This is a genomic window from Streptomyces sp. NPDC089919 (genome assembly GCF_040684615.1).
Taxonomy (GTDB): Bacteria; Actinomycetota; Actinomycetes; order Streptomycetales; family Streptomycetaceae; genus Streptomyces.
Window position 1 is genome coordinate 26,131 of sequence record NZ_JBFBGK010000057.1, and the last position, 23,933, is coordinate 50,063.

Genomic DNA, 23,933 nt, shown 5'->3' on the forward strand with positions numbered 1-23,933 from the left:
CCCCGTACCGACGCTCCGCGCCGGTGCGCTCAAACGCCGCGCGGGCTGGATTCGCGCAGCGAATTCCAGCCCCGCCGGCGATTGAGGCGCGGGGGTGTGGGGGCGGAGCCCCCGCGAGGACGGCCCGCGCACGGAAACGGGCCGGGCCCGGTCCCCCGAAGGGACCGGGCCCGGCCCGTGTACTGCTCGCTGACCGTTAGGTCAGTTGTCGTCCTCGTCGATCAGGAAGCCCCGCATGGGCGACGGCGCCTGCTGCATCGGCTGCGGCGCAGCCGGCCGCACCGGAGCCATCGGCTGGGTCATCGCCGGGGACATCTGCTGCTGGCTGCCGTAGGACGGCGGAGCCATCGGCGCCGGAGCGCCCATGCCGTGCCCCATCGCACCGGCCGGAGCCATCGACGGCGCCGGCGACGGCGGCAGCGAGGCGGTGGCCGGGGTGCGCGGCGGCGCGAGCGAGTCGTCGGCCTGGGTCTCCAGCTGGCGCAGCTGCGACTCCAGGTAGGACTTCAGGCGCGTGCGGTACTCGCGCTCGAAGCCCCGCAGGTCCTCGACCTTGCGCTCCAGCGTGGCGCGCGCGGACTCGAGGGAGCCCATCGCGACGCGGTGCTTCTCCTGCGCGTCCCGCTCCAGCGCGTCGGCCTTGGCGCGGGCGTCCCGCTCCAGGCCCTCGGCGCGCGACCGGGCCTCGCCGACGATCTTGTTGGCCTCGGAGCGGGCCTCCGCGATCGCCTGGTCGGCGGTCTGCTGGGCCAGCGAGAGCACGCGGGCGGCGCTGTCGCCGCCGGGGCCCTGGCCGGGCTGCGGCAGCTGCGGCGGCTGGTGGCCCATCGGGGGCTGACCCATCGGGGGCTGGCCCATGGGCGGCTGGCCCATCGGCTGGCCCATCGGGTTCTGGCCACCCATGGTGTGGGGCTGCATCGGGCCGCCCATGGGGCCCTGCGGCATCTGGCCCTGCTGCATCTGGCCCTGCTGCATCGGACCGGGGCCCTGCTGCATCGGACCCTGGCCGCCGGGGCCCGGCGGGAGCTGCGGCGCGCCGCCCGGCAGCTGGGGCGGACCCATCTGCGGCGGACCCTGCTGGACCGGCGGGCCGGATATGGCCGCCGGCACGGGGGCGCCCGGGCCGCGCTGGTCCTGGGGCTCCGGCTTGCGCATGTTCTGCTGCTGCTGGTTCTGCGCGGCGGCACGGGTCGCGGCGGCCAGCTTGGCGCGCAGGTCCTCGTTCTCGCGAAGCAGGCGCGTCAGTTCGCCTTCGACCTCGTCGAGGAAGGCATCGACCTCGTCCTCGTCATAGCCTTCTCGCAGGCGGACGGTCGTGAACTGCTTGTTCCGCACGTCCTCAGGGGTCAGCGGCATCTCTTCTTCACCTCTACGTAGTCGTCGGCAGTCGGCAAGACCGAGTCGTTCACACGCTTCTCGCAGCGTTGCTCACGATGCTGATCAGGATGTAAACGATGATCATCAGCACGAAGAAGGACAGGTCGAGTGCCACGCCCCCGAGACGCAGCGGCGGGATGAACCGCCGCAGAAGCTTGAGTGGTGGATCGGTGACAGTGTAGGTGGCCTCCAGGACGACCACCATCGCCTTGCCAGGTTCCCATGAGCGGGCGAACTGGAAGACGTAGTCCATGACCAACCGGAAGATGAGCACGATGAGGAAGCACATCAGCGCGATGTAGATCACCTGCAGTGCCACGCCCATGTCGCGCTTCCCTCTCCCCTGCTCTCACTGTCCGGCCGAGCGGCCGGGCCCCGTTCCCGGTGTCGTGCTACTCAATCGGTCTAGCTTTGGTTGAAGAACCCGCCCTCTGCGATGCGGGCCTTGTCCTCCGCCGTGACATCGACGTTAGCAGGCGACAGCAGGAACACCTTCTGTGTCACGCGTTCAATGCTGCCGTGCAGACCGAACACCAGACCTGCCGCGAAGTCCACGAGGCGCTTCGCGTCCGTGTCGTCCATCTCGGTCAGGTTCATGATCACCGGGGTGCCCTCGCGGAAGTGTTCCCCGATGGTACGGGCCTCGTTGTACGTCCTGGGGTGCAGCGTCGTGATGCGGTAGGGCTCCCGCTCGGACACGACCTTGGGCATGATCACCGGTGCGTTCTTCTCCATGTTCGGGCGGTCGGGTGTGATGGATGCCACGGGGGCGATTCGCGCGGGACGTCCGCTTTCGACCGGAACCGAGACGGGTTCGCGCGGCGCGGGAGGCTGTACGGCTCGCACCGGTTCCTCCCGGTTCGGGGGTTGGTGCACGGGCTCGTGGCGCCGTCGCTCCGGTTCGGGTTCGGGCTCGAACTCGTCATCGGGATCGAACCCGGGGCCGTCGTACCCGTCGTCCTCCACGAGGCCGAGGTAGACCGCCATCTTGCGCATCGCGCCGGCCATTCTGTGAGTCCTCCGCTCTGTGGTGGATCGCCCCTTCACCGACGGGCACTGCGTACCAACCGCCCGCGATCCACGTGGCCTGTCCGCTGATCTGCGGGGATGACCATATTTTCTGCTGTGGTCCGACTTTCTTCGCGACGTTACCCGAGCGGGGGTCGGCTTCCGAGTACCGCGGTGCCGACGCGCACGTGTGTCGCCCCCGCCGTCACGGCCTCCTCGAGGTCCCCGCTCATCCCGGCCGAGACCATCGTGGCAGCCGGATGGTCCACGCGCAGGCGGGATGACAATTCCACCAACCGCGCGAACGCGGCCTGTTCGCGCCCGGCGTACGGACCGGCCAGTGGAGCGACGGTCATCAGGCCGTCGAACCTCAGTCCGGGCGCCCCGGCCAGCAGCTCCGCCAACTCCGGCACCGCGTCCGGGGCGGCCCCGCCGCGCTCGCCGCGCCCGCCAGCCTCGGCGTCGAGCGCGACCTGGACGAGGCAGCCGAGTTCGCGGTCCGCCTTCTGCGCGGCCGCCGACAGGGCGCTGACGAGCTTGGGCCGGTCCACCGACTGCACGACCTGTGCGTAACCCGCCACCGAACGGACTTTGTTCGTCTGCAACTGGCCCACGAAGTGCCAGGTGAGGGGCAGGTCCGCGCAGGCCGCGGCCTTCGGCGCGGCGTCCTGGTCGCGGTTCTCCGCCACATGACGGACACCCAGCTCCGCCAGCAGCCGTACGTCGCTCGCCGGGTACGTCTTGGTGACCACGATGAGGGTCACCTCTTCCCGCTTGCGCCCCGCGGCCGCACAGGCGGAGGAGATGCGCTCCTCCACCCGTGCGAGGTTCGCGGCGAGTTCTGCCCTGCGATCGCTCATCGGTCCAACCAGACATATCCGGCGAGCCGGCCGGTGGTCCGGTCGCGGCGGTACGAGAAGTGGTCGGGTGATTCGAGAGTGCAGACCGGTGACCGGTCGAGGTCTCGTACACCCAGGGCGGCCAGTTGCGCGTGCACTCCGGCGACCACGTCCACGGCCGGGGTGCCCCAGCTCGTCTCGGCGTGGGCCTCGGGGACCACGGCCGCCACGTCCGCCCGCATCTGCTCGGGCACTTCGTAGCACCGTCCGCAGACCGCGGGGCCGGTGCGGGCGGTGATCCGGGCCGGGTCCGCGCCGAGGGCGGTCATGGCCGCCACCGCGGCCGGCACCACGCCGGCGACCAGTCCGGGCCGCCCGGCGTGGGCGGCCGCGACCACCCCGGCGACCGGGTCGGCCAGCAGGACGGGGGTGCAGTCGGCGGTGAGCACTGCGAGGGCGAGTCCGCCGCGGGCGGTGACCACCGCGTCCACCGCCGGAACCGGCGCGTCCCCCCAGGGTTCCTCGACCACGGCCACGTCCCGGCCGTGCACCTGGTTCATCCAGACCACCCGGTCCGGGGCCAGTCCGAGCGCTCCGGCGGCCAGGGCCCGGTTGGCCCGGACCGCGGCCGGGTCGTCGCCGACCGCACCGCCGAGGTTGAGCTCTTCGTACGGAACGGCGCTCACCCCGCCCCACCGGTCGGTGAAGGCGAAGTGGGCGCCGCTCGCGTGGTACTGCTCGCTTATCACTTCGAGGCGTCCGCTTACTTCAGGAAGTCGGGGACGTCCAGCTCCTCGGCGGGGCTGTCCTGGTAGGGGCGGGCCGTCGGGACCTGGGGGGCGGTGGTGGCCGGGGCGACCGGCACCTCGGCGACCGGGGCGGCCTCGACCGGGGCCGGGGCCTCCTCGCGCGGGGTGACGGAACCCAGTCCGCCGAAGGCCGGGCGGACCGGCTCGGCGGCGCGGACCGGGGCGGCCGGCTCCTCGCGCTTGCTGGAGGCGGCGCCGATGACGTTGTCCCGGCGGGCCGGGGGCTGGCCCCCGTCGAAGCCGGCCGCGATGACCGTGACCCGGACCTCGTCGCCGAGGGCGTCGTCGATGACCGCGCCGAAGATGATGTTCGCCTCGGGGTGGGCGGCCTCGCTGACCAGCTGGGCGGCCTCGTTGATCTCGAAGAGACCGAGGTCGGAACCGCCGGAGATGGAGAGCAGCACGCCCCGGGCGCCGTCGATGGACGCCTCGAGCAGCGGCGAGGAGATCGCCATCTCGGCGGCGGCCACCGCGCGGTCGTCGCCGCGGGCGGAGCCGATGCCCATCAGGGCCGAGCCGGCCTCGGACATCACGGACTTGACGTCGGCGAAGTCGAGGTTGATCAGACCCGGGGTGGTGATCAGGTCGGTGATGCCCTGGACGCCGCTCAGCAGCACCTGGTCCGCCGACTTGAAGGCGTCCAGCACGCTGACCTGGCGGTCCGAGATGGACAGCAGCCGGTCGTTGGGGATGACGATGAGGGTGTCGACCTCTTCGCGGAGCTCGGCGATGCCGTCCTCCGCCTGGTTCGCGCGGCGCCGGCCCTCGAAGGTGAACGGGCGGGTGACCACACCGATCGTCAGGGCGCCCAGCGAGCGCGCGATGTTGGCGACGACGGGTGCGCCGCCGGTGCCGGTGCCGCCGCCCTCACCGGCGGTGACGAAGACCATGTCGGCCCCCTTGAGGACCTCCTCGATCTCCTCGCGGTGGTCCTCTGCCGCCTTGCGGCCGACGGCCGGGTTGGCGCCGGCGCCGAGGCCCCGGGTGAGTTCGCGGCCGACGTCGAGCTTGACGTCGGCGTCGCTCATCAACAGCGCCTGTGCGTCGGTGTTGATGGCGATGAACTCGACGCCCTTGAGACCGACCTCGATCATTCGGTTGATGGCATTGACACCACCGCCGCCGACACCGATGACCTTGATGACTGCGAGGTAGTTCTGCGGTGCTGCCACGTCGAAGGCCTCTCGCCTCGAGTTACGTGTCGCCGCCTCGCGGGCCTGCGGTGCGACGACTGATGCCGAAATGGGACGGTCCGAACGCGCCGACCCGAACCCTAACCCTGAAGTTTAGGGTTAGTAGTGTGTCTGTTCCTTGGACTCTTCCGAACAGGACACTAAGTCGACAAGTAGCGCGTGTTCAACGAACACGCCGAACCTCCCGTTTTTCTTTTCACCCTATGTGATCACCCATATCTCTGGCCAACCAGGGTGCTTCCCTGTTCGACCCGGCGTCAACTCCCGGACGCCGCAGGGGCGGTGGGGGCGCTCACATCGAAGTGCCGGGCGCCCGGGGCGGCTTTCATCAGCGCCGCCAGCGCACGCCCCTTGGAAGCGCCCTGTTCCGAGCTCCCCCACACCACGGTGCGCCCCTTGGCCAACTCCAGTACCACCGAGTCGTACGAGCGGACCCGGACGATCCGGGTCTGCCGGGCCACCGCGGACGGCAGGTCGCCGGCGATGCCCACCGCCTCGTGCAGCAGCCGCTCCTCGTCGAACCGGCGCAGGCTGGGCGAGCGCCCGGCGGCCAGCTCCAGCACCGGCACGCCCCCGGGCGCCTCCCGCACGGTGGCGAACCGGACGCCCGATGCGTCCACTTCCTGGAAGTCGGCGCCCTTTGCGATGAGGAGGACGGGTTTGCGCTCCGTCACCTTGAGGCCGATCCCGTGCGGCCAGGCGCGGACCACCTCCACCGTGTCGATCCGGGGCAGTTGGCCGCGCAGCCGCAAGGCGATCTCCCCCGTGTCCACGGACACGAGGGGCGCGCCCAGCGGCACGGCCGCGGCCGTGCGCACCTGTTCGGGGGTGAGCACCTGCGTGCCGCTGATGCCCACCTTCTCGACCCGCAGCCACGGCGAGCCGTACAGGACCCAGGTGCCGCCCGCGGTCAGCAGGACGGCGGCGGCCAGCCCCAGGAGCACCGGGCCCCGCCGGAACCAGGGCCGGGGGGCCGGGGAGGGGCCGGACCGGGACGGCTTGGCGGGCCGGGGCGGTCTGGGGCGCTTCGCGTCCCGCGCGGGCTTCGGCGCCTTCGGTCCACCGCTTCGCGCGGTCGTGGGTCCGGCCACTCCTCTTCGCCTCCTGCGTCAGCGGTTCCGGTGCGCGGCGATCGCCTCGTACACCATGCCGACCAGCAGCTCGTCGGCGTCCCGGCGGCCGAACTCGGCGGCGGCGCGGGACATCTCGTAGAGCCGGTGCGGATCGGCCAGCACCGGGAGGACCTGCTGCTGCACCCACTCGGGGGTGAGCTCCGCGTCGTCCACGAGGAGGCCGCCGCCGGCCTTGACCACCGGCTGGGCGTTGAGCCGCTGTTCGCCGTTGCCGATGGGCAGCGGGACGTAGGCGGCCGGGAGCCCGACGGCGGAGAGTTCGGCGACGGTCATCGCGCCCGCGCGGCAGAGCATCATGTCCGCCGCGGCGTACGCGAGGTCCATCCGGTCCACGTACGGTACCGGGACATAGGGCGGCATCCCGGGCATGTTGTCCACGCGCGGCAGTTCGTTCTTCGGGCCGACCGCGTGCAGGATCTGGATGCCGGAGCGCTGGAGGGCCGGGGCGATCTGCTGGACGACCTCGTTGAGCCGGCGGGCGCCCTGCGAGCCGCCGGAGACCAGCAGGGTCGGCAGGTTCGGGTCCAGGCCGAAGGCGGCCCGGGCCTCGGGACGGACCGCGGCCCGGTCGAGGGTGGCGATGGTGCGGCGCAGCGGGATGCCGACGTAGCGGGCGCCGCGCAGCTTGCTGTCCGGGGTGGAGACGGCGACCGCGGCGGCGTACCGGGAGCCGATCTTGTTGGCCAGGCCGGGGCGGGCGTTGGCCTCGTGGACGATGATCGGCACCCCGAGGCGCTTGGCCGCGAGGTAGCCGGGCAGGGCCACGTAACCGCCGAAGCCGACCACGCAGTCGGCCTTGGTGCGGGTCAGGATCTCCTCGGCCGCCTTGATGGTGCCGCGCAGCCGCCCGGGGACGGTGATCAGCTCGGGGGTGGGCTTGCGCGGCAGCGGCACGGCCGGGATCAGCCCCAGCTCGTAGCCCCGCTCCGGGACCAGGCGGGTCTCCAGACCGCGCTCCGTGCCCAGGGCCGTGATGCCCACGGTCGGGTCCTGCCTGCGCAGGGCGTCCGCGAGGGCGAGCGCCGGCTCGATGTGGCCGGCGGTCCCCCCACCGGCGAGTACGACATGCACCGAAATTCACCGCTCTCCGGACGGACGCCTCTTGACGCGCCGTCTCATCGACTTCCATCTCAGCCCGGCCCGCTTCCAGCCGAACCTCGGCTGCCGCATCGCCAGTGCCGCCCGCGCCGCCGGTTCCTCACGCGCGAAGGCGATGAGCAGTCCGACCGCGAACATGGTCGGCAGCAGGGCCGACCCCCCGTAGGAGAACAGCGGGAGCGGGACCCCGGCGATCGGCAGCAGGCCGAGCACCGCACCGATGTTGATCACGGCCTGGGCCGTGATCCAGGTGGTCACGCCACCCGCGGCATACCTGACGAAGGAGTCCTCCGTGCGTCCGGCCACGCGGATACCCGCATAGCCTAGAGCCGCGAACAGGGCGAGGACCGACAGCGTCCCCGCCAGTCCCAGTTCCTCCCCGGTGATGGCGAAGATGAAGTCGGTGTGGGCTTCGGGCAGTTGTCCCCATTTTTCCACACTGGCCCCGAGCCCCGAACCGAACCAGCCGCCCGAGGCCAGGGCGTACAGCCCGTGGACCGCCTGCCAGCAGAGGTCGTTCCTGCCCGGGTCGGTGGCACCGATGCAGGCCAGCCGGTCCATCCGGTGCGGGCTGGTCTTGATGAGCACGGCGCCGATCAGGCCGGCGAGGGCCAGGACGCCCACGAACAGCCGGGTGGGGGCGCCGGCCAGCCAGAGCAGGCCGAAGAGGATCGCGGTGAGGATCATGGCGGTGCCCATGTCCCCGCCGAGCATGATGAGGCCCAGCAGCAGGAAGGCGACCGGGATCAGCGGGACCAGCAGGTGCTTCCACTGGCTCAGCAGGCCCTTGTCGCCCTTGCGCGCGAGCAGGTCGGCGCCCCACATGATCAGCGCCAGCTTGCCGAACTCGCTGGGCTGGAGCATGAAGGGGCCGCCCAGCGAGATCCAGTTCTGGTTCCCGCCGACCGAGACCCCTATCCCGGGGACCTGGACGAGCACCATCAGGAAGACGGTTCCGGCCAGCGCCGGGTAGCACAGGGCCCGGTGCAGCTTGACGGGCATCCGGGAGGCGGTCAGCAGCAGTCCGGTGCCCAGCAGGGCGGCGAAGAACTGCTTCTGGAAGAAGTACGAGGCGGACAGGCCCAGCTGGAGCGCCTTGATCATCGAGGCGGAGTAGACCATCACCAGTCCGAGGACGGTGATGAGCAGCGCGCTGCCGAAGATCAGGTAATACGCCGTCAGCGGGCGGTCCCAGGTGCGGCGCAACTGCTGGTAGTTGCGCCGCATCCGGTCGAAGGGTCCGCGTCCGGGGGCTCCCGAGGGCCCGCCGGACCGCTTGCGGCCCAGGGGCCGGGGAGGCTTCGGTGCCGCGGGCCGCCGCCCGGTTCCCACCGCCACGCGCTGCATGTGTCGTTCCCCTCCACTCGTACCAGCGGCCGGCCGGAGGGACCCCAGTCCCCGCGCTAGGCGCTTTCCGCGGCCAGTTCGCGCACGGCGTCGGCGAAGGCGTCGCCGCGCTTGGCGTAGTTCACGAACATGTCCATCGAGGCACAGGCCGGGGCCAGCAGGACCGTGTCGCCGGGCTGCGCGAGCCGGGCCGCTTCCCGGACCGCAGCAAGCATCGCCCCAGTGTCGGTCCGGTCGAGGTCGACCACCGGGACCTCGGGCGCGTGTCGCGCGAGCGCTTCGCGGATCAGGTGCCGGTCGGCGCCGATCAGCACGGCCCCGCGCAGCCGCTTGGCGGCGGTGGCCACGGTCTCGTCGAAGGTCGCGCCCTTGGCCAGACCGCCGGCGATCCACACGACCGGCTCGTAGGCCGCCAGCGAGGCCTCCGCGGCATGGGTGTTGGTGGCCTTGGAGTCGTCGATGTACGTCACCCCGCCGACCTCGGCCACGTACGCGATCCGGTGCGCGTCGGGCTTGAAGGCCCGCAGCCCGTCGCGGACGGCCTTGGGCGGCACGCCGAAGGCGCGGGCCAGCGCCGCCGCCGCGAGGGCGTTGGCGATGTTGTGCGGCGCGGGCGGGTCGACGTCGGCGACCTCGGCCAGCTCCTGGGCGTTCTTCTGGCGGTTCTCGACGAAGGCCCGGTCGACCAGGATGCCGTCGACCACGCCGAGCATCGAGGGGCCCGGGGCGCCGAGGGTGAAGCCGATGGCCCGGCAGCCCTCTTCGACGTCGGCCTCGACCACCAGGTCCTCGGTGGCCTTGTCGGCGACGTTGTAGACGCAGGCGACCGTGTTGCCCTCGTAGATCCGGCCCTTGTCGGCGGCGTACGCCTCCATGGAGCCGTGCCAGTCGAGGTGGTCGGGGGCGAGGTTGAGGACCGCGGCGGAGTGCGCCCGGACCCCGGGCGCCCAGTGCAGCTGGTAGCTGGAGAGCTCGACGGCGAGCACGTCGTACGGCGTCGCGCCGAGCACCACGTCGATGATCGGGGTGCCGATGTTGCCCACCGCGACGGTGCGCAGCCCGGCGGCCGTCAGGATCGAGGCCAGCATCTGGGTGGTGGTGGTCTTGCCGTTGGTGCCGGTGACCGCGAGCCAGGGGGCCGCTCCGGGGCCGCGCAGCCGCCAGGCCACCTCCACGTCCCCGATGACCTCCACGCCGGCCGCGGCGGCGGCCGTGAAGAGGGGGCTGGCGGGCGCCCAGCCGGGCGAGGTGACGACCAGGTCGGTGCCCTCGGGAAGGGTCTCGGCGTCGCCGAGCCGGACCCGCACGCCCAGGGACTCCACCTCGGCGGCCCGGGTACGGTGCGCCTCGCTGTCCCCGCCGTCGACGACGGTGACCGATGCGCCGAGGCCGGCCAGGGCACGGGCGGCGCTGATGCCGCTCACGCCGAGACCGGCCACGGTGATGTTCATGCCCTGCCAGGAGGTCACTTGTCGGCTGCCCATCCCGCGTAGAAGACGCCCAGGCCCACGATCACGCACATGCCCTGGATGATCCAGAAGCGGACCACGACCAGGACCTCGGACCAGCCCTTGAGCTCGAAGTGGTGCTGGAGCGGGGCCATCCGGAAGACCCGCTTGCCGCCGGTCAGGCGGAAGGTGCCGACCTGGATCACCACGGACATGGTGATGAGGACGAACAGGCCGCCGAGCAGCGCGACCAGCAGCTCGGTGCGCGAGCAGATGGCCAGGCCGGCCAGGGCGCCGCCGAGGGCCAGCGAGCCGGTGTCGCCCATGAAGATCTTGGCCGGCGAGGTGTTCCACCACAGGAAGCCGAAGCAGGCGCCCATCAGGGCGGAGGCGACGATCGCGAGGTCCAGCGGGTCGCGCACCTCGAAGCAGGCGGCCGGGTTGGTCAGGGTCGCCGCGTTGGCGCAGGACTCCTGGTACTGCCAGACGCCGATGAAGGTGTAGGCGCCGAAGACCATGACGGCGGCGCCGGTGGCCAGGCCGTCGAGGCCGTCCGTCAGGTTCACGCCGTTGGACATGGCCAGGATCATGAACAGCGCCCAGACCACGAACAGCACCGGGCCGATGGACCAGCCGAAGTCCGTGACGAACGACAGCTTGGTGGAGGCCGGCGCCAGTTCGCGGGAGTCCTTGAACTGGAGCGCGAGCACCGCGAAGGCGATGCCGACGATCAGCTGGCCGGCCATCTTGGCCTTGGCGCGCAGACCGAGCGAGCGCTGCTTGACGATCTTGATGTAGTCGTCGAGGAAGCCGACCAGGCCCATGCCCGCCATCAGGAAGAGCACCAGCAGGCCGGAGAAGGTGGGCTCGCTGGAGGTCAGCACCTTCGTCAGGGCGTACGCCGCCAGGGTGGCCAGGATGAAGGAGATGCCGCCCATGGTGGGCGTGCCCTTCTTCCCGGCGTGGCCGCGGGGGCCGTCGTCCCGGATGAACTGGCCGTAGCCCTTGCGGGCCAGCAGCTTGATGAGCAGCGGCGTGCCGATGATGGTCAGGAACATGCCGATGACACCGGCGAACAGGATCTGCCTCATCGGACGTCAGACCTCGCCCTCGGCGCCGTCGAGCAGCGCCTGCGCGACCCGCTCCAGACCGATCGACCTGGAAGCCTTCACCAGCACGACGTCTCCCGGGCGCAGTTCACTGCGCAACAGGTCGACCGCCGCCTGCGCGTCGGACACGAGCACCGACTCCTCACCCCACGAACCCTCGTTATATGCGCCCAGTTGCAGCCAGGACGCTTCCCTGCCCCCGACTGCGACGAGCTTGCTCACGTTGAGCCGGACGACGAGCCGCCCGACCGCGTCGTGCTCGGCGAGCGATGCGTCACCGAGCTCGGCCATCGGACCGAGCACCGCCCACGTGCGGCCCCCCTGCGCCCGGGCGGCGCCGCCCATGGCGGCGAGCGCGCGCAGCGCAGCCCTCATGGACTCGGGGTTCGCGTTGTAGGCGTCGTTGACGACCGTCACGCCGTCGGCGCGCTCGGTGACCTCCATCCGCCAACGGGAGAGCGTGCCCGCGCCGGAGAGCGCGAGGGCGATCTCGTCGACGGACATGCCCAGCACGTGGGCGACGGCGGCCGCGGCGAGCGCGTTCGACACGTGGTGCTCACCGTACAGGCGCAAGGTCACGTCGCTGCACCCGGTGGGTGTGTGCAGTGTGAAGGCGGGCTGTCCCTGGGACGTCATCCGCACGCCCTCCGCCCGCACTTCGGCGTCCGGGGCCTCACCGAAGAGAACGGTACGGGCCTTCGTGCGCGCGGACATGGCGCGGACCAGCGGGTCGTCGGCGTTGAGCACGGCCACGCCGCCCTCGGCGGCCGACGGCAGCGCCTCGACCAGCTCGCCCTTGGCCTGGGCGATCTGCTCGCGGCCGCCGAACTCGCCGATGTGCGCGGTGCCGACGTTGAGCACCAGGCCGATCCGGGGCGGGGTCAGGCCGGTGAGGTAGGCGATGTGACCGATGCCGCGGGCGCCCATCTCGAGGACCAGGTGCCGGGTCTCCTCCGTCGCCTGGAGCGCGGTGAGGGGCAGGCCGATCTCGTTGTTGAGCGAGCCGGGGGTCCACACGGTGGGCGCGTGGTGCTGGAGCACCTGCGCGATCAGGTCCTTGGTCGAGGTCTTGCCGGCCGAACCGGTCAGCGCGACCACGTCGGTGCCCAGCCGGGCCACCACGGCGCGCGCCAGGGCGCCGAGGGCCGCCTCGACGTCGTCGACCACGACCGCGGGCACGCCGACGGGCCGGGCGGCCAGTACCGCGACCGCTCCCGCGGCCACGGCCCGCTCGGCGTAGTCGTGTCCGTCGACGTGCTCCCCGTCGAACGCGACGAACAGACCGCCGGGTTCGACCTTGCGGGAGTCGACGACCACGGCCCCGGAGACCCGTACCGACGGATCCGGTATGTCGTGGGCACGCCCGCCGGTGAGGTCGGCGATCTCGGCGAGGGAGAGGGCGATCACTGGTTCACCTCGGCCTGTCGGGCCTGCTGGCGCTGGGAGTTCTCGATGGCGGTGCGGAGCACCGCACGGTCGTCGAAGGGGCGGACCACCCCGGCGGTGTCCTGGCCCTGCTCGTGGCCCTTGCCGGCGACGAGCACGGTGTCACCGGGCTCCGCCCGGGCGACGGCCGCGGCGATCGCGGCGGCCCGGTCGGCGTCCACCAGGACCTCGCCGCGCTCGTCGGCGGGGACCGAGACGGCGCCGCCGAACATGGCGGCGAGGATCGCCAGCGGGTCCTCGGAGCGCGGGTTGTCGGAGGTCAGCACGGCAGTGTCGGCGAGCCGGGCGGCCGCGGCGCCCATGGGGGCGCGCTTGGTCTGGTCGCGGTCGCCGCCGCAGCCCAGGACGATGTGCAGCCGGCCCTCGGTGACCTTGCGCAGCGCGCGCAGCACGGACTCGACGGCGTCGGTCTTGTGCGCGTAGTCGACCACCGCCAGGTACGGCTGGCCGGCGTCGACCTTCTCCAGCCGGCCGGGCACGCCCGGGACGGCGGCCACGCCGTCGGCGGCGGTCTGCGGGTCCACCCCGGCGGCGGCCAGGGTGACCACCGCGGCCAGGGTGTTGGCGACGTTGAAGGGGCCCGGCAGCGGCGCGGTCGCCCGGACCCGGACGCCGTCCGGGCCGATGATCGTCAGGGTGCTGCCGACCGGGCCGGAGACGACGTCCTCGGCGCGCCAGTCGGCGGCGGCGTCGCCCTCGGCGGAGAAGGTGACCACCGGGACGGTGGCCTCCTTGGCCAGCCGGCGGCCGTACTCGTCGTCGACGTTGACCACGCCCAGCCTGGCCCGGCGCTCGGTGAAGAGCTGGGCCTTGGCCTGGAAGTAGTCCTCCATGTCGGAGTGGAACTCCATGTGCTCCGGGCTCAGGTTGTTGAAGACCGCCACGTCGAAGACGCAGCCGTCGACCCGGCCGAGCACCAGCGCGTGGCTGGAGACCTCCATGGCGACCGCGTCCACGCCCCGCTCGGCCATGACGGCGAAGAGGGCCTGGAGGTCGGTGGCCTCGGGAGTGGTGCGCTCGGACTTGATCCGCTCGTCGCCGATCCGCATCTCGACGGTGCCGATCAGGCCGGTGCGGTGGCCGGCGCCGCGCAGGCCGCCCTCGACCAGGTACGCGGTGGTGGTCTTGCCGGAGGTGCCGGTGATGCCGATCTGCAGGAGCCCGGTGCCGGGGCGGCCGTAGATCTCGGCGGCCAGCTCGCCCATGCGGGCCCGCGGGTGCTCGACCACGAGCACCGGCAGCCCGGTGGCGGCGGCGCGCTCGGCGCCGGCCGGGTCGGTCAGGACGGCGGCGGCACCCAGCGAGGCGGCCTGGCCGGCGAAGTCGGCGCCGTGCAGCTTGGCCCCGGGCAGGGCCGCGTACACGTCGCCGGGACGCACGGCCCGGGAGTCGTGGGTGATGCCGGTGACCGGGGTGCCGGTCGCGGCGGCCGGGACGTCCGCGCCCAGCAGTGCGGCGAGGCCGCCCAGCGGCGTCGGGCGCGACTGCGCGGGCCGGGGCGCTCCCGGCGGCGCTGCCGGGGCGTCTTTCTGGGTGGTTCTGGGCTGATCAGCGTGGGGCACGGCGGTGAGCGTACCGGGCGCACCGGGCCCGCCGGGAATTGAGGGGCCCGGGGTGCCGTGGTTCCCGGGGCCTTGGGTGATGGTCGTCACTGGTGGTGCCTCGCGCTTCTCGTCACGTACCCGTGCTGGCCGGACCGGCCTCAGCGGCCGGGTCCGAAGGTGACCGGCAGGCTCGCGGGCGCGGTGCCGGTGGGGGCGATCTGGAGGGTCTTGAGGGCGAACTCCATGACCTTCTTGTAGATCGGCCCGCAGATCTGGCCGCCGAAGTAGCTGCCCCGGGTGGGGTTCTGGATGGCGCAGTAGACGGTGATCCGGGGCTTGTCGGCCGGGGCGAAGCCGGCGAAGGAGGCGGTGTAGCCCTTGTAGCGGCCGGTGGCCGGATCCACTCGGTTGGCCGTGCCGGTCTTGCCGCCGACCCGGTATCCGGGGATCCGCGCCTTGGTGCCGGTGCCCTCCTGGTCGTCGACCACGGACTCGAGCATGGCCGCCAGGGTCTTGGCGGTGTCCTCGCTGATCACCCGGGTCCTCTCCGGCTCGGTCGCCGGGTTGAAGCGGCCGTCGGGGCCCTTGGTGCCGCGGACCAGGGTGGGCCGGATGCGCATGCCGCCGTTGGCGATGGTCGAGTACACGGAGGCCGCCTGCATGGCGTTGAGCGAGAGGCCTTGTCCGAAAGGGATCGTGTACTGCTGGGAGGTGGACCACTGGGAGGGCCGGGCGAGGATGCCGCGGGTCTCGCCGGGGTAGCCGAGGCCGGTGGGCTGGCCGATGCCGAAGCGGGTCAGGTAGGAGTACAGGACCTCGTTGACGTCCGCCTGGGTCTTGCCGAGCTGTCCGACGGCCAGGATGGTGCCGATGTTGCTGGACTTGGCCAGCACGCCGTTGAGCGTCAGGTTCCAGGTGGGGTGGTCGATGTCGTCCTTGAAGAGCCGGTCGCCGCGGTGCAGCCGGTTGGGGACGACGACCTGGGTGGTGGGGCCGGCCTTCTTCTCCTCCAGGACGGCGGCCATGGACATCACCTTGGCGGTGGAGCCGGGCTCGTAGGCGTCCTGGAGGGCCGCGTTGCCCATGGCGGCGGAGCGGGCCTTGCTGAGGTCGTTGGGGTCGAAGCCGGGGGCGTTGGCCATGGCCAGCACCTCGCCGGTACGGGTGTCCTGGACGATGACGTAGCCCCGGTCGGCGGCCGACTTGCGGACCTGCTCGGAGATGGCGTTCTGGGCGGCCCACTGGATGTCGCGGTCGATGGTCAGTTCGACGTCGGAGCCGGGCACGGCGGGCTTCTCGCGGGAGCCGGCGGTGGGCACCCGGCGGCCGCCGGACTGGGCGTACTTCAGTTCGCCGGGCTTGCCGGCCAGCTCCTCGTCGAGCAGGGACTCGAGGCCGCCGGCGCCCTTGCCCTCGGCGTTCACGTATCCGATTATCCCGGCGGCCAGGTCGCCGTTGGGGTACACGCGCTTGCTGCTGGGCTCCTGGAAGAGGCCCGCCAGGACGTTGGCGCCGGGTCCGCCCTTGCGCTGGTCGGCCGCCGCCTGCTCGGCGAAGACCTTCTTGAGGTCCTTGATCTGGTTCCAGACCTGCGGGGTCTGGCGGCGGGCCAGGACGACGTACCGGCTCTTGGGGGTGCGCAGCCGGGCGGCGAGCTGCTTGGCGTCCTTGCCGAGGATCGGGGCGAGGAGGGCGGCGGCCTGCTCGGGGGCGTCGGTGGCCTTGCTCTCCTTCGCGGTGAACATCGACGGGTCGGCGGTGATGTCGTACGCGTCGACGCTGGTGGCCAGGGCGATGCCGGTGCGGTCGGTGATCCGGCCGCGCTCGGCGGCCAGCGCGATGCTGGCGTACCGGTTCTTCTCCGCCGCGGTGGTGTACTCCGCGGCGTCCACGGCCTGGACCTGGAGCAGCCGGACGACGAAGGCGGTCATCACCAGCGTCAGGCCGAGGCTGACCAGCCGGAGCCGGGGCCGGGGACTGCCCAGCCGGATGGTGTGCGAGGCCCGCGGCTCGGCGGCCGGCCGGGGCCGGCGGGCGGAGGGGCGGGGGCCGGCCGGGCGGCGCTCGGCGGGCCGGGGCCGGGCCGGGCCCGGCACCCGGCGGCGCGGCGGCTCCCGGCGGGGCGGCTGGCCGGGGCTCATCGGCCGCCGCCGCGGGCGGGCCGGCCGGGCACGGCCGGGCGGGGCGGTGCGGAGCGGGGGCGTGCGGGGGCGGTCACGAGGTCACCTGCCAGGGGTCGGTGAGGGCTTCGCGGACGAGGTGCGGGCGGCGGGGTCCGGGGCGGTGCCGGACGCCCGCTCGGGGGCGGTGCTGGGCGGCGGCGGGGCGGTGGCGGGGGCCGGTACGCCGCCCACCCGGCCGCCGGGGCCGAGGAAGACGGGGCTGCCGCCGGGTACCAGCCCCAGCCGGCGGGCCTGGCGTTCCAGCGCGTCGGGCGCCGAGTAGGCGTCGACGTCGCGCTGCAGGGCCTGCTGCTCGTCGGTGAGCGCGGTGGTGTCCTTCTTGAGCCGGCTGAGCTGGAAGGAGCCCTGGTTGAGGGCCGAGTTCAGCAGCAGCAGGGTGATCAGGCCGCCGCCGAGCAGCACGACGACCAGCAGTACGAACGGGGTGCGCGCGGCCCCCGCTGCCGGGGACGGCCCCCGCCGCCCCGGTCGTCCCGGCCGCCCTGCCGGGATGCCCCGCCTGATCACGCGCCCCTCCGGTCCTCCGGTGTACGGGTGTCGCCGCCCGCGGCGCGGGCCGGCTCTCCTTCGCGGACACGACCCGGGGCCGTCACAGGTCGTCCTCGCGGATCCGCTGGGCGCCGCGCAGCCGGGCCGGGGCGGCGCGCCGGTTCTCGGCGACCTCCTCCTCGGTCGGCAGTTCGGCGCCGCGGGTCAGCAGCTTGAGCTTGGGCTGGTACTTCTCCGGCACCACGGGCAGCCCGGGCGGCGCGGTGTTGGCGGCGCCGGCCGCGAAGACCGTCTTGACCAGCCGGTCCTCGAGCGAGTGGTACGACAGGACGGCGATCCGGCCGTCCACGGCGAGGGCCGCGACGGCGGCCGGGACGGCCCGCTCCAGGACCGTCAGCTCGCCGTTGACCTCGATGCGCAGGGCCTGGAAGGTGCGCTTGGCGGGGTTGCCGCCGGTGCGCTTGGCGGCCTGCGGGAGGGCGTCGCGGATCAGCTCGACCAGCCGGGCGCTGTTGCTGAAGGGCTCCTTCTCGCGCTCCCGGACCACGGCCGAGACGATCCGCTTGGCCTGCTTCTCCTCGCCGTAGGCGCGCAGGATGCGGACCAGTTCGCCGGCCGGGTAGGTGTTCAGGACCTCGGCGGCGCTGATGCCCGTGGTCTGGTCCATGCGCATGTCGAGCGGGGCGTCCTGGGCGTAGGCGAAGCCGCGGTCGGCCTCGTCCAGTTGCATGGAGGAGACGCCGAGGTCGAAGAGGACGCCGTCGACCTTGGGGATGCCGAGCCGCTGCAGCACCTCGGGCAGTTCGTCGTAGACGGCGTGCACCAGGGTGGCGCGGTCGCCGAAGGGCGCCAGGCGCTCGCCGGAGAGCCGCAGGGCTTCCTTGTCGCGGTCCAGGGCGACCAGGCGGACCTCGGGGAAGCGGGTCAGCAGGGCCTCGCTGTGACCGCCGAGGCCGAGGGTGCAGTCGACGACGACCGCCCCGGGCCGTTCCAGCGCCGGGGCCAACAGGTCCAGGCACCGATGGAGCATCACCGGGACGTGTCGGGTCTGGCTCATGCGCCCTCTCAGATAACGGCGCGACCTGCGAGTACGTGGACGTACGCGCCGCGCACGCGGGGGTGTTGTGCGGTCGGGGCGCGGGCGGTGCCGGGCCCCCGGCCGGTTCGCGCCACTTTAGTCCACAGGTAGGCGCGGTCAACGAACCGGACCCGCGCGCCGCCCGGGCGGGTCGGGTAATCCGGCAAAAGACGCATATCACCCGATCGGGTGCGCCATCCTCGACCCTGTGGGTTAGCTCACAACAAGGTTCGTTGATCTCGTTTGTCCAGCCTCACACCTGCTCCGCTCAAGTGTGAGCACTAACGTCGTAGTCATGACGTCTCCCGCATCCCCGCCCGCAGAGTCCGCACCCGCGAAGGCCGGCACCGTCATCGACCTCCTCGTCGGGGCGAACCAGCGCTACGCCGAGGGCTTCTCCGACCCCGGCATGGACGCCCGGCCGGTCCTCCACGTCGCCGTCGTCGCCTGCATGGACGCCCGCCTCGACCTGCACGCCGCGCTCGGCCTGGAGCTCGGCGACTGCCACACCATCCGCAACGCGGGCGGCGTGGTCACCGACGACGTGATCCGGTCACTCACGATCAGCCAGCGCGCGCTGGGCACCCGCGCGGTGATACTGGTCCACCACACCGGCTGTGGACTCGAGAGCCTGACCGAGGACTTCCGGCACGAGCTGGAGGAGGAGGTCGGCCAGCGTCCCGCGTGGGCCGTCGAGGCCTTCCGGGACGTCGACCAGGACGTCCGGCAGTCCATGCAGCGGGTGCGGACCTCGCCGTTCCTCCTGCACAAGGACGACGTGCGGGGCTTCGTCTTCGACGTCCACACGGGACTGCTCCGGGAGATCGACCCCGTCTCCTGAGTGACAGGGAGGCGTCGCGCCGTCAAGAATGCGGGGTGACGCCTGCCCGGAAACCGTCAGGACCGTTTCCGGTGGACGTCCATGTGTTTGGGGTGGGCCGGTCATGCGCACAGGGCGTCGGCCCGGGAAAGGGCCGAGGAGGGCCGGGTGACGACCTATGACGATCGAGCGAGCCTCGCTGATCTGACCACCACCGCGGAGCGGGTGCGCGGTGCCGTGGAGCGCGTGATCGAGGGCAAGCCCGAGGTCGTGCGGCTTTCTCTGGTGGTGCTGCTCGCCGAGGGGCACCTGCTGATCGAGGACGTCCCCGGCGTCGGCAAGACGATGCTGGCCAAGACCCTGGCCAAGTCCATCGACTGCTCGGTCCAGCGCATCCAGTTCACGCCGGACCTGCTGCCCTCGGACATCACCGGCGTCAGCATCTACGACCAGCAGCGCCGCGAGTTCGAGTTCAAGCCGGGCGCGATCTTCGCGCAGATCGTGATCGGCGACGAGATCAACCGCGCCTCGCCGAAGACGCAGTCCGCGCTGCTGGAGTCGATGGAGGAGCGCCAGGTCACCATCGACGGCGCCACCTACGAGCTGCCCAGCCCGTTCATGGTGGTCGCCACCCAGAACCCGGTCGAGATGGAGGGCACCTACCCCCTCCCCGAGGCCCAGCGGGACCGCTTCATGGCCCGGGTCTCGGTCGGCTACCCCAGCCCCGAGGCCGAGCTGGAGATGCTCGACGTGCACGGCGGGGTCTCCCCGCTCGACGACTTCCAGGCCGTCGCGCACGCCCACGACATCGTCAAGCTCATAGAGGCCGTGCGGGACGTCTACGTCGCCGACCCGGTCCGGCGGTACATCGTCGACCTGGTCGCGGCCACCCGCAACCACCCCGACCTGCGGCTGGGCGCCTCGCCGCGGGCCACCCTGCACCTGCTGCGGGCCGTCAAGGCCTCCGCCGCGCTCGGCGGCCGGGACTACGTCCTGCCCGACGACGTGCAGGAACTGGCCGGCCCGGTGCTCGCGCACCGGCTGCTGCCCACCGCCCAGGCCCAGCTCAACGGCCGCAGCGCCGAGCAGGTCGTGGCCGAGATCGTGCAGCGCACCCCGGTCCCGACCGCCGCGGTCCGCGGCGGCACCGGGACCGCCGGGTACGGCACGCAGCCCCCGGGCCAGCGGAGCTACTGATGGAGTCCGCACCGCGCCCGGCCGACGGGTCCGGGCGCGCGGGCCTGCGCTCCGCGCTGTCCGGGCTGACCACCCGCGGCCGGTCCTTCCTGGCCGCCGGGATCGCGGCCGCGGTCTGCGCGTACGTCCTGGGCCAGGGCGACCTGCTGCGGGTCGGCCTGCTGCTCGCGGTGCTCCCGCTGATCTGCACGGTCGCCCTGCACCGCACCCAGCACCGGGTCAGCGGCACCCGGCGGCTGACCCCGGGCCGGGTGCCCGCGGGCGCCGAGGCCCGGGTCCAGTTGCGCATGAACAACGTCTCCCGGCTTCCCACCGGCCTGCTGATGCTCCAGGACCGGGTCCCGTACGTCCTCGGGCCCCGGCCCCGCTTCGTGCTGGACCGGGTCGAGGGCGGCGGCCGGCGGGAGGTCTCCTACCGGGTCCGCTCCGACCTGCGCGGCCGCTACCCGCTGGGACCGCTCCAGCTCCGGCTCACCGACCCCTTCGGGCTGGTCGAGCTGACCCGGTCGTTCCGGGAGTACGACACCCTGACGGTGATACCGCGCACCGAGCCGCTGCCCCGGATCCGGCTGACCGGCGAGTCCGCCGGCTACGGCGACGGCCGGCAGCGCTCGCTCGCGCTCGCCGGCGACGACGACGTCATCCCGCGCGGCTACCGGCACGGCGACGACCTGCGCCGGGTGCACTGGCGCTCCACCGCCCGGTACGGCGAGCTGATGGTGCGCCGCGAGGAGCAGCCGCAGCGGGCCCGGGCCACGGTCCTGCTGGACACCCGGCGGATCGCCTACCAGGGCGCCGGGCCCGACTCGGCCTTCGAATGGGCCGTCTCGGGCGCCGCCTCGGTACTGCTGCACCTGCTGGAACACGGCTACTCGGTGCGGCTGCTGACCGACACCGGCACCGCCGTGGGCGGCGAGGGCTCCGGCGGGTTCTCCGCCGGCGGCCAGGAGTCCGCCGAGGCGGCCGGACTGATGATGGACACCCTCGCGGTGGTCGGGCACTCCGACGGCGCCGGGCTCTCCCGCGCCCACGACGCGGTCCGCAGCGTGAACGAGGGCCTGCTGGTCGCCTTCCTCGGCGACCTGGACGAGCCCCAGGCCGAGCTCGCGGCGAAGATGCGCCAGCGCACCGGCGCCGCGGTGGCCTTCGTCCTGGACTCCGGGGCCTGGGCCGAGGGCGGCCGGCCGGACGGCACGGCCGCGGACCGGCTGCGCCGGCTCCGGGAGACCGGCTGGACCGCGCTGCCGGCCGAGCCGGGGACGACGCTGACGCAGCTGTGGCGGCAGGCGGGGAACGCCCCCGCGGGCCGCGGTACTTCGGGGGGATGGGCATGAGCGGCCGGGCGAGACTGACGCTGTGCGCACTGGCGGCCACCTTGATGACCTCCTGCGCGCTGCTGCCGCTGGTGCACCCGGCGAGCTGGCTGCCGCAGGCCGCGGTCCTGGCCGCGGTCCAGGCCGGGGTGGGCATGGGCACCCGCCGGGTGCCGCTGGCCCGGTCGCTGACCGTGCTCGCGCAGCTGGTGGTGACCGTACTCCTGCTGACCGTGCTGTTCGCCGGCGAGCGGGCGTTCGCCGGGGTGCTGCCCGGCCCCGCCGCGGTGCAGGGCCTGGCCGACCTCTTCGCGGACGGCGCGGCGGACGTGGGCAACTACGCGAGCCCGGCGCCGCTGACCGACGGGATCCGGCTGCTGCTGCTCGGCGGGGTGCTCCTGGTCGGACTGCTGGTGGACGCCCTGGCGGTCACCTTCCGCAGCGCCGCCGCCGCGGGCCTGCCGCTGCTCGCCCTGTACTCGGTGGCCGCCGGGCTCACCGGCAGCGGCGCGGACTGGCTGTGGTTCCTGCTGGCCGGCGCCGGGTACCTGCTGCTGCTCCTGGCCGAGGGCCGGGACCGGCTCTCGCAGTGGGGCCGGGTCTTCGGCGGCGCCCCGCGCGGCCGGACCAACGCGGGCCTGACGGCCGGCGGGGGCGCGCTGGCCCCGGTCCGCACCGGGCGCCGGCTGGGCGCCGTGGCGCTGGGCGTCGCGCTGCTGGTGCCGGCCGCGCTGCCGGCGATGCACGGCGGGCTGCTGGACGGCAGCGGCAAGGGCGACGGGGACGGCCCCGGCGGCGGCACCATCTCGGCGGTCAACCCGCTGGTGTCGCTGCAGAGCAGCCTGAACGTCCCGGAGGACCGGGAGGTGCTGCGCTACCGCACCGACAGCCGCACCACCGCGGAGCAGTACCTGCGGATCGTGGCCCTGGACCAGTTCGACGGCACGTCCTGGAAGACCTCCGAGCGGGAGATCACGGCCGTCCCGGACCACCTGCCGGACCCGCCGGGGCTCAACCAGGAGGTGCAGACCTCCGAGGTGCGCACCAGCATCTCGGCGGCCGGCTGGTACGCGCAGACGTACCTGCCGATGCCCTACCCGGCCATCGCGGTGGACATCGGCGGCAAGTGGCGCTTCGAACCGGTGGGCCGGACGCTGGTCGGCGACCGGGGGCAGAACACCCGGGGCGCGCAGTACACCGTGCGCAGCCTCCAGGTGATGCCCACGGCCGCACAGCTGGAGCAGGCCAAGCGGCCGGCCGCGAACGTGCTCGCCGAGTACACGCAGGTGCCCGACTCGCTGCCGCAGCAGGTCGCGCAGACCGCGCTGTCGGTCACCCGGGGCGCCCGGAGCGACTACGCCAAGGCGGTGCGGCTCCAGGACTGGTTCGCCTCCGACGGCGGCTTCACGTACAACACCCGCACCGCCTCCGGCTCGGGCACGGCCGCGATCACGGCCTTCCTGAAGCAGAAGGAGGGCTTCTGCGTCCACTTCGCCTTCACCATGGCGGCGATGGCGCGGACCCTGGACATCCCGGCGCGGGTGGCGGTGGGCTTCACCGCGGGCACCGCGAAGCCGGACGGCAGCTGGTCGGTGGGGCTGCGGGACGCGCACGCCTGGCCCGAGCTGTACTTCGAGGGGGTGGGCTGGACCCGCTTCGAGCCCACGCCCTCGCGCGGCAGCACGCCCTCCTACACCCGGCCGACCACCCCGACGGACCGGCCCTCGGACCCGGCGGCCGAGCTCCCGGGCCGGACCCAGGCGCCGGCCCCCACCCCGTCCACGGGGCAGGACTGCCCGCCCGAGCTGAAGCGGCTGGGCGAGTGCGGCGGGGCCACCGCGGGCGTCGCGGCCGGCTCCGACGACGGCGGGCCGTCCTGGCCCGCACTGCTCGGGACCGCCGCGGCGGTGCTGCTGGTCCTCGCCCTGCCGCTGCTGCCGGTGCTGTGGCGGGCGCGGCTGCGCAGGCGGCGGCTGTCCTCGGGCGACCCGCTGGACGCCTGGCGGGAGCTGGGCGACATCGCCTGGGACCTGGGCATCGAGCCGGACGAGGCGCTGTCGCCGCGCAAGGCGGCGGCGCGGATCGTGCGGCGGGGTGAGCTGGAGGTCAACGAGGCGGAGGCGGTGCACCGGGTCGCCTCCGCGGTGGAGCGGTCCCTGTACGCCCCGTCGGCCGAGGTCGGCCCGGCCTCTGCGGAGGACATCCTCCGGGTCCGGGCCGCGCTGCTGGCCGGGGCCGGCCGCCTGCCGCGGCTCCGCGCCCTGCTGGCCCCCCGCTCGGCCGTCCGCGTCCGCTGGACCCTCACGGACCGGTACGCCGCCGCGCGCGATGCGGTGGTCCGCCGCCTGTCGTCCGTACGGATCCCCCTGCGGGGTCGCGGCTGACGGGCCGGGTCGGGGGCCGCTGCGCGGAGCCGGTCCCCTCCCCGCCCTCCCCCAGACTCCGTCCGGGGGGACCCCCATCCCGAAACCGGGGCTCCGCCCCGGACCCCGCGCCTCAAAC

At 73.2% G+C, this 23,933-nt stretch carries 20 protein-coding genes; 4 read left to right on the plus strand and 16 right to left on the minus strand.

The annotated features are described in order from the left end of the window. Positions 1–201: 201 nt before the first annotated feature. The 16 genes from AB0O40_RS22340 to rsmH form a co-directional block, all read right to left on the minus strand. The gene (locus AB0O40_RS22340) at positions 202–1,356 is read right to left on the minus strand and encodes a DivIVA domain-containing protein (RefSeq protein WP_365044350.1); all 1,155 of its coding nucleotides are present in this window, start codon (positions 1,354–1,356) and stop codon (positions 202–204) included. 49 nt (positions 1,357–1,405) lie between these two features. Further along, entirely contained in the window at positions 1,406–1,702 is a 297-nt protein-coding gene (locus AB0O40_RS22345; RefSeq protein WP_365044353.1) for a YggT family protein, read from the minus strand. 80 nt (positions 1,703–1,782) lie between these two features. Further along, on the minus strand, positions 1,783–2,385 hold the full coding sequence (gene sepF, locus AB0O40_RS22350; protein WP_365044355.1) for a cell division protein SepF: 603 nt from the start codon (positions 2,383–2,385) through the stop codon (positions 1,783–1,785). Between the two features lie 140 nt (positions 2,386–2,525). Next, the gene (locus AB0O40_RS22355; protein ID WP_365044357.1) at positions 2,526–3,245 is read right to left on the minus strand and encodes a YggS family pyridoxal phosphate-dependent enzyme; all 720 of its coding nucleotides are present in this window, start codon (positions 3,243–3,245) and stop codon (positions 2,526–2,528) included. After that, the gene (gene pgeF / locus AB0O40_RS22360; protein ID WP_365044360.1) at positions 3,242–3,973 is read right to left on the minus strand and encodes a peptidoglycan editing factor PgeF; all 732 of its coding nucleotides are present in this window, start codon (positions 3,971–3,973) and stop codon (positions 3,242–3,244) included. Before pgeF ends, AB0O40_RS22355 begins: the two co-directional genes overlap by 4 nt. 14 nt (positions 3,974–3,987) lie before the next feature. Further along, positions 3,988–5,205 (minus strand): cell division protein FtsZ, encoded by a 1,218-nt coding sequence (gene ftsZ / locus AB0O40_RS22365; protein ID WP_365044363.1) that lies wholly within the window; start codon positions 5,203–5,205, stop codon positions 3,988–3,990. A gap of 278 nt (positions 5,206–5,483) precedes the next feature. Further along, on the minus strand, positions 5,484–6,170 hold the full coding sequence (locus AB0O40_RS22370) for an FtsQ-type POTRA domain-containing protein (RefSeq protein ID WP_365044366.1): 687 nt from the start codon (positions 6,168–6,170) through the stop codon (positions 5,484–5,486). A 165-nt stretch (positions 6,171–6,335) separates the two neighbouring features. Then, positions 6,336–7,430 carry an undecaprenyldiphospho-muramoylpentapeptide beta-N-acetylglucosaminyltransferase gene (gene murG / locus AB0O40_RS22375; protein WP_365044369.1) on the minus strand — a complete coding sequence of 365 codons (1,095 nt, stop codon included), beginning with the start codon at positions 7,428–7,430 and terminating at the stop codon, positions 6,336–6,338. 6 nt (positions 7,431–7,436) lie between these two features. After that, the gene (ftsW, locus tag AB0O40_RS22380; RefSeq protein WP_365044411.1) at positions 7,437–8,744 is read right to left on the minus strand and encodes a putative lipid II flippase FtsW; all 1,308 of its coding nucleotides are present in this window, start codon (positions 8,742–8,744) and stop codon (positions 7,437–7,439) included. Positions 8,745–8,860: 116 nt separating this feature from the next. Beyond that, complete coding sequence (murD, locus tag AB0O40_RS22385) at positions 8,861–10,288, minus strand: UDP-N-acetylmuramoyl-L-alanine--D-glutamate ligase (protein ID WP_365044372.1); 1,428 nt, start codon at positions 10,286–10,288, stop codon at positions 8,861–8,863. Beyond that, complete coding sequence (gene mraY, locus AB0O40_RS22390; RefSeq protein ID WP_365044375.1) at positions 10,270–11,343, minus strand: phospho-N-acetylmuramoyl-pentapeptide-transferase; 1,074 nt, start codon at positions 11,341–11,343, stop codon at positions 10,270–10,272. The genes murD and mraY overlap by 19 nt, the downstream gene beginning before the upstream one ends. Positions 11,344–11,349: 6 nt before the next feature. Beyond that, positions 11,350–12,768: a UDP-N-acetylmuramoyl-tripeptide--D-alanyl-D-alanine ligase gene (gene murF / locus AB0O40_RS22395; protein ID WP_365044378.1), complete on the minus strand. Its 1,419-nt coding sequence runs from the start codon at positions 12,766–12,768 to the stop codon at positions 11,350–11,352. After that, on the minus strand, positions 12,765–14,459 hold the full coding sequence (locus AB0O40_RS22400; protein ID WP_365044381.1) for a UDP-N-acetylmuramoyl-L-alanyl-D-glutamate--2,6-diaminopimelate ligase: 1,695 nt from the start codon (positions 14,457–14,459) through the stop codon (positions 12,765–12,767). Before AB0O40_RS22400 ends, murF begins: the two co-directional genes overlap by 4 nt. A gap of 50 nt (positions 14,460–14,509) precedes the next feature. Then, positions 14,510–16,492, minus strand: a complete 1,983-nt coding sequence (locus tag AB0O40_RS22405; RefSeq protein ID WP_365044384.1) for a penicillin-binding protein 2 — start codon at positions 16,490–16,492, stop codon at positions 14,510–14,512. A gap of 81 nt (positions 16,493–16,573) precedes the next feature. Beyond that, a complete protein-coding gene (locus tag AB0O40_RS22410) occupies positions 16,574–17,041 on the minus strand; it encodes a hypothetical protein (RefSeq protein WP_365044387.1) in 468 nt (155 codons plus the stop codon). 82 nt (positions 17,042–17,123) lie between these two features. Beyond that, entirely contained in the window at positions 17,124–18,080 is a 957-nt protein-coding gene (gene rsmH, locus AB0O40_RS22415) for a 16S rRNA (cytosine(1402)-N(4))-methyltransferase RsmH (protein ID WP_365044390.1), read from the minus strand. A 316-nt stretch (positions 18,081–18,396) separates the two neighbouring features. On the opposite strand from rsmH, the gene AB0O40_RS22420 reads away from it, so the two are divergent. The 4 genes from AB0O40_RS22420 to AB0O40_RS22435 all read left to right on the plus strand — a co-directional run bounded on the left by AB0O40_RS22420 (position 18,397) and on the right by AB0O40_RS22435 (position 23,815). Beyond that, positions 18,397–18,942 carry a carbonic anhydrase gene (locus AB0O40_RS22420; protein WP_365044393.1) on the plus strand — a complete coding sequence of 182 codons (546 nt, stop codon included), beginning with the start codon at positions 18,397–18,399 and terminating at the stop codon, positions 18,940–18,942. 147 nt (positions 18,943–19,089) lie between these two features. After that, positions 19,090–20,118, plus strand: a complete 1,029-nt coding sequence (locus AB0O40_RS22425) for a MoxR family ATPase (protein ID WP_365044396.1) — start codon at positions 19,090–19,092, stop codon at positions 20,116–20,118. Further along, entirely contained in the window at positions 20,118–21,452 is a 1,335-nt protein-coding gene (locus AB0O40_RS22430) for a DUF58 domain-containing protein (protein WP_365044399.1), read from the plus strand. The genes AB0O40_RS22425 and AB0O40_RS22430 overlap by 1 nt, the downstream gene beginning before the upstream one ends. Beyond that, positions 21,449–23,815 carry a DUF3488 and transglutaminase-like domain-containing protein gene (locus AB0O40_RS22435; protein ID WP_365044402.1) on the plus strand — a complete coding sequence of 789 codons (2,367 nt, stop codon included), beginning with the start codon at positions 21,449–21,451 and terminating at the stop codon, positions 23,813–23,815. Before AB0O40_RS22430 ends, AB0O40_RS22435 begins: the two co-directional genes overlap by 4 nt. The last annotated feature ends 118 nt before the right edge of the window (positions 23,816–23,933 follow it).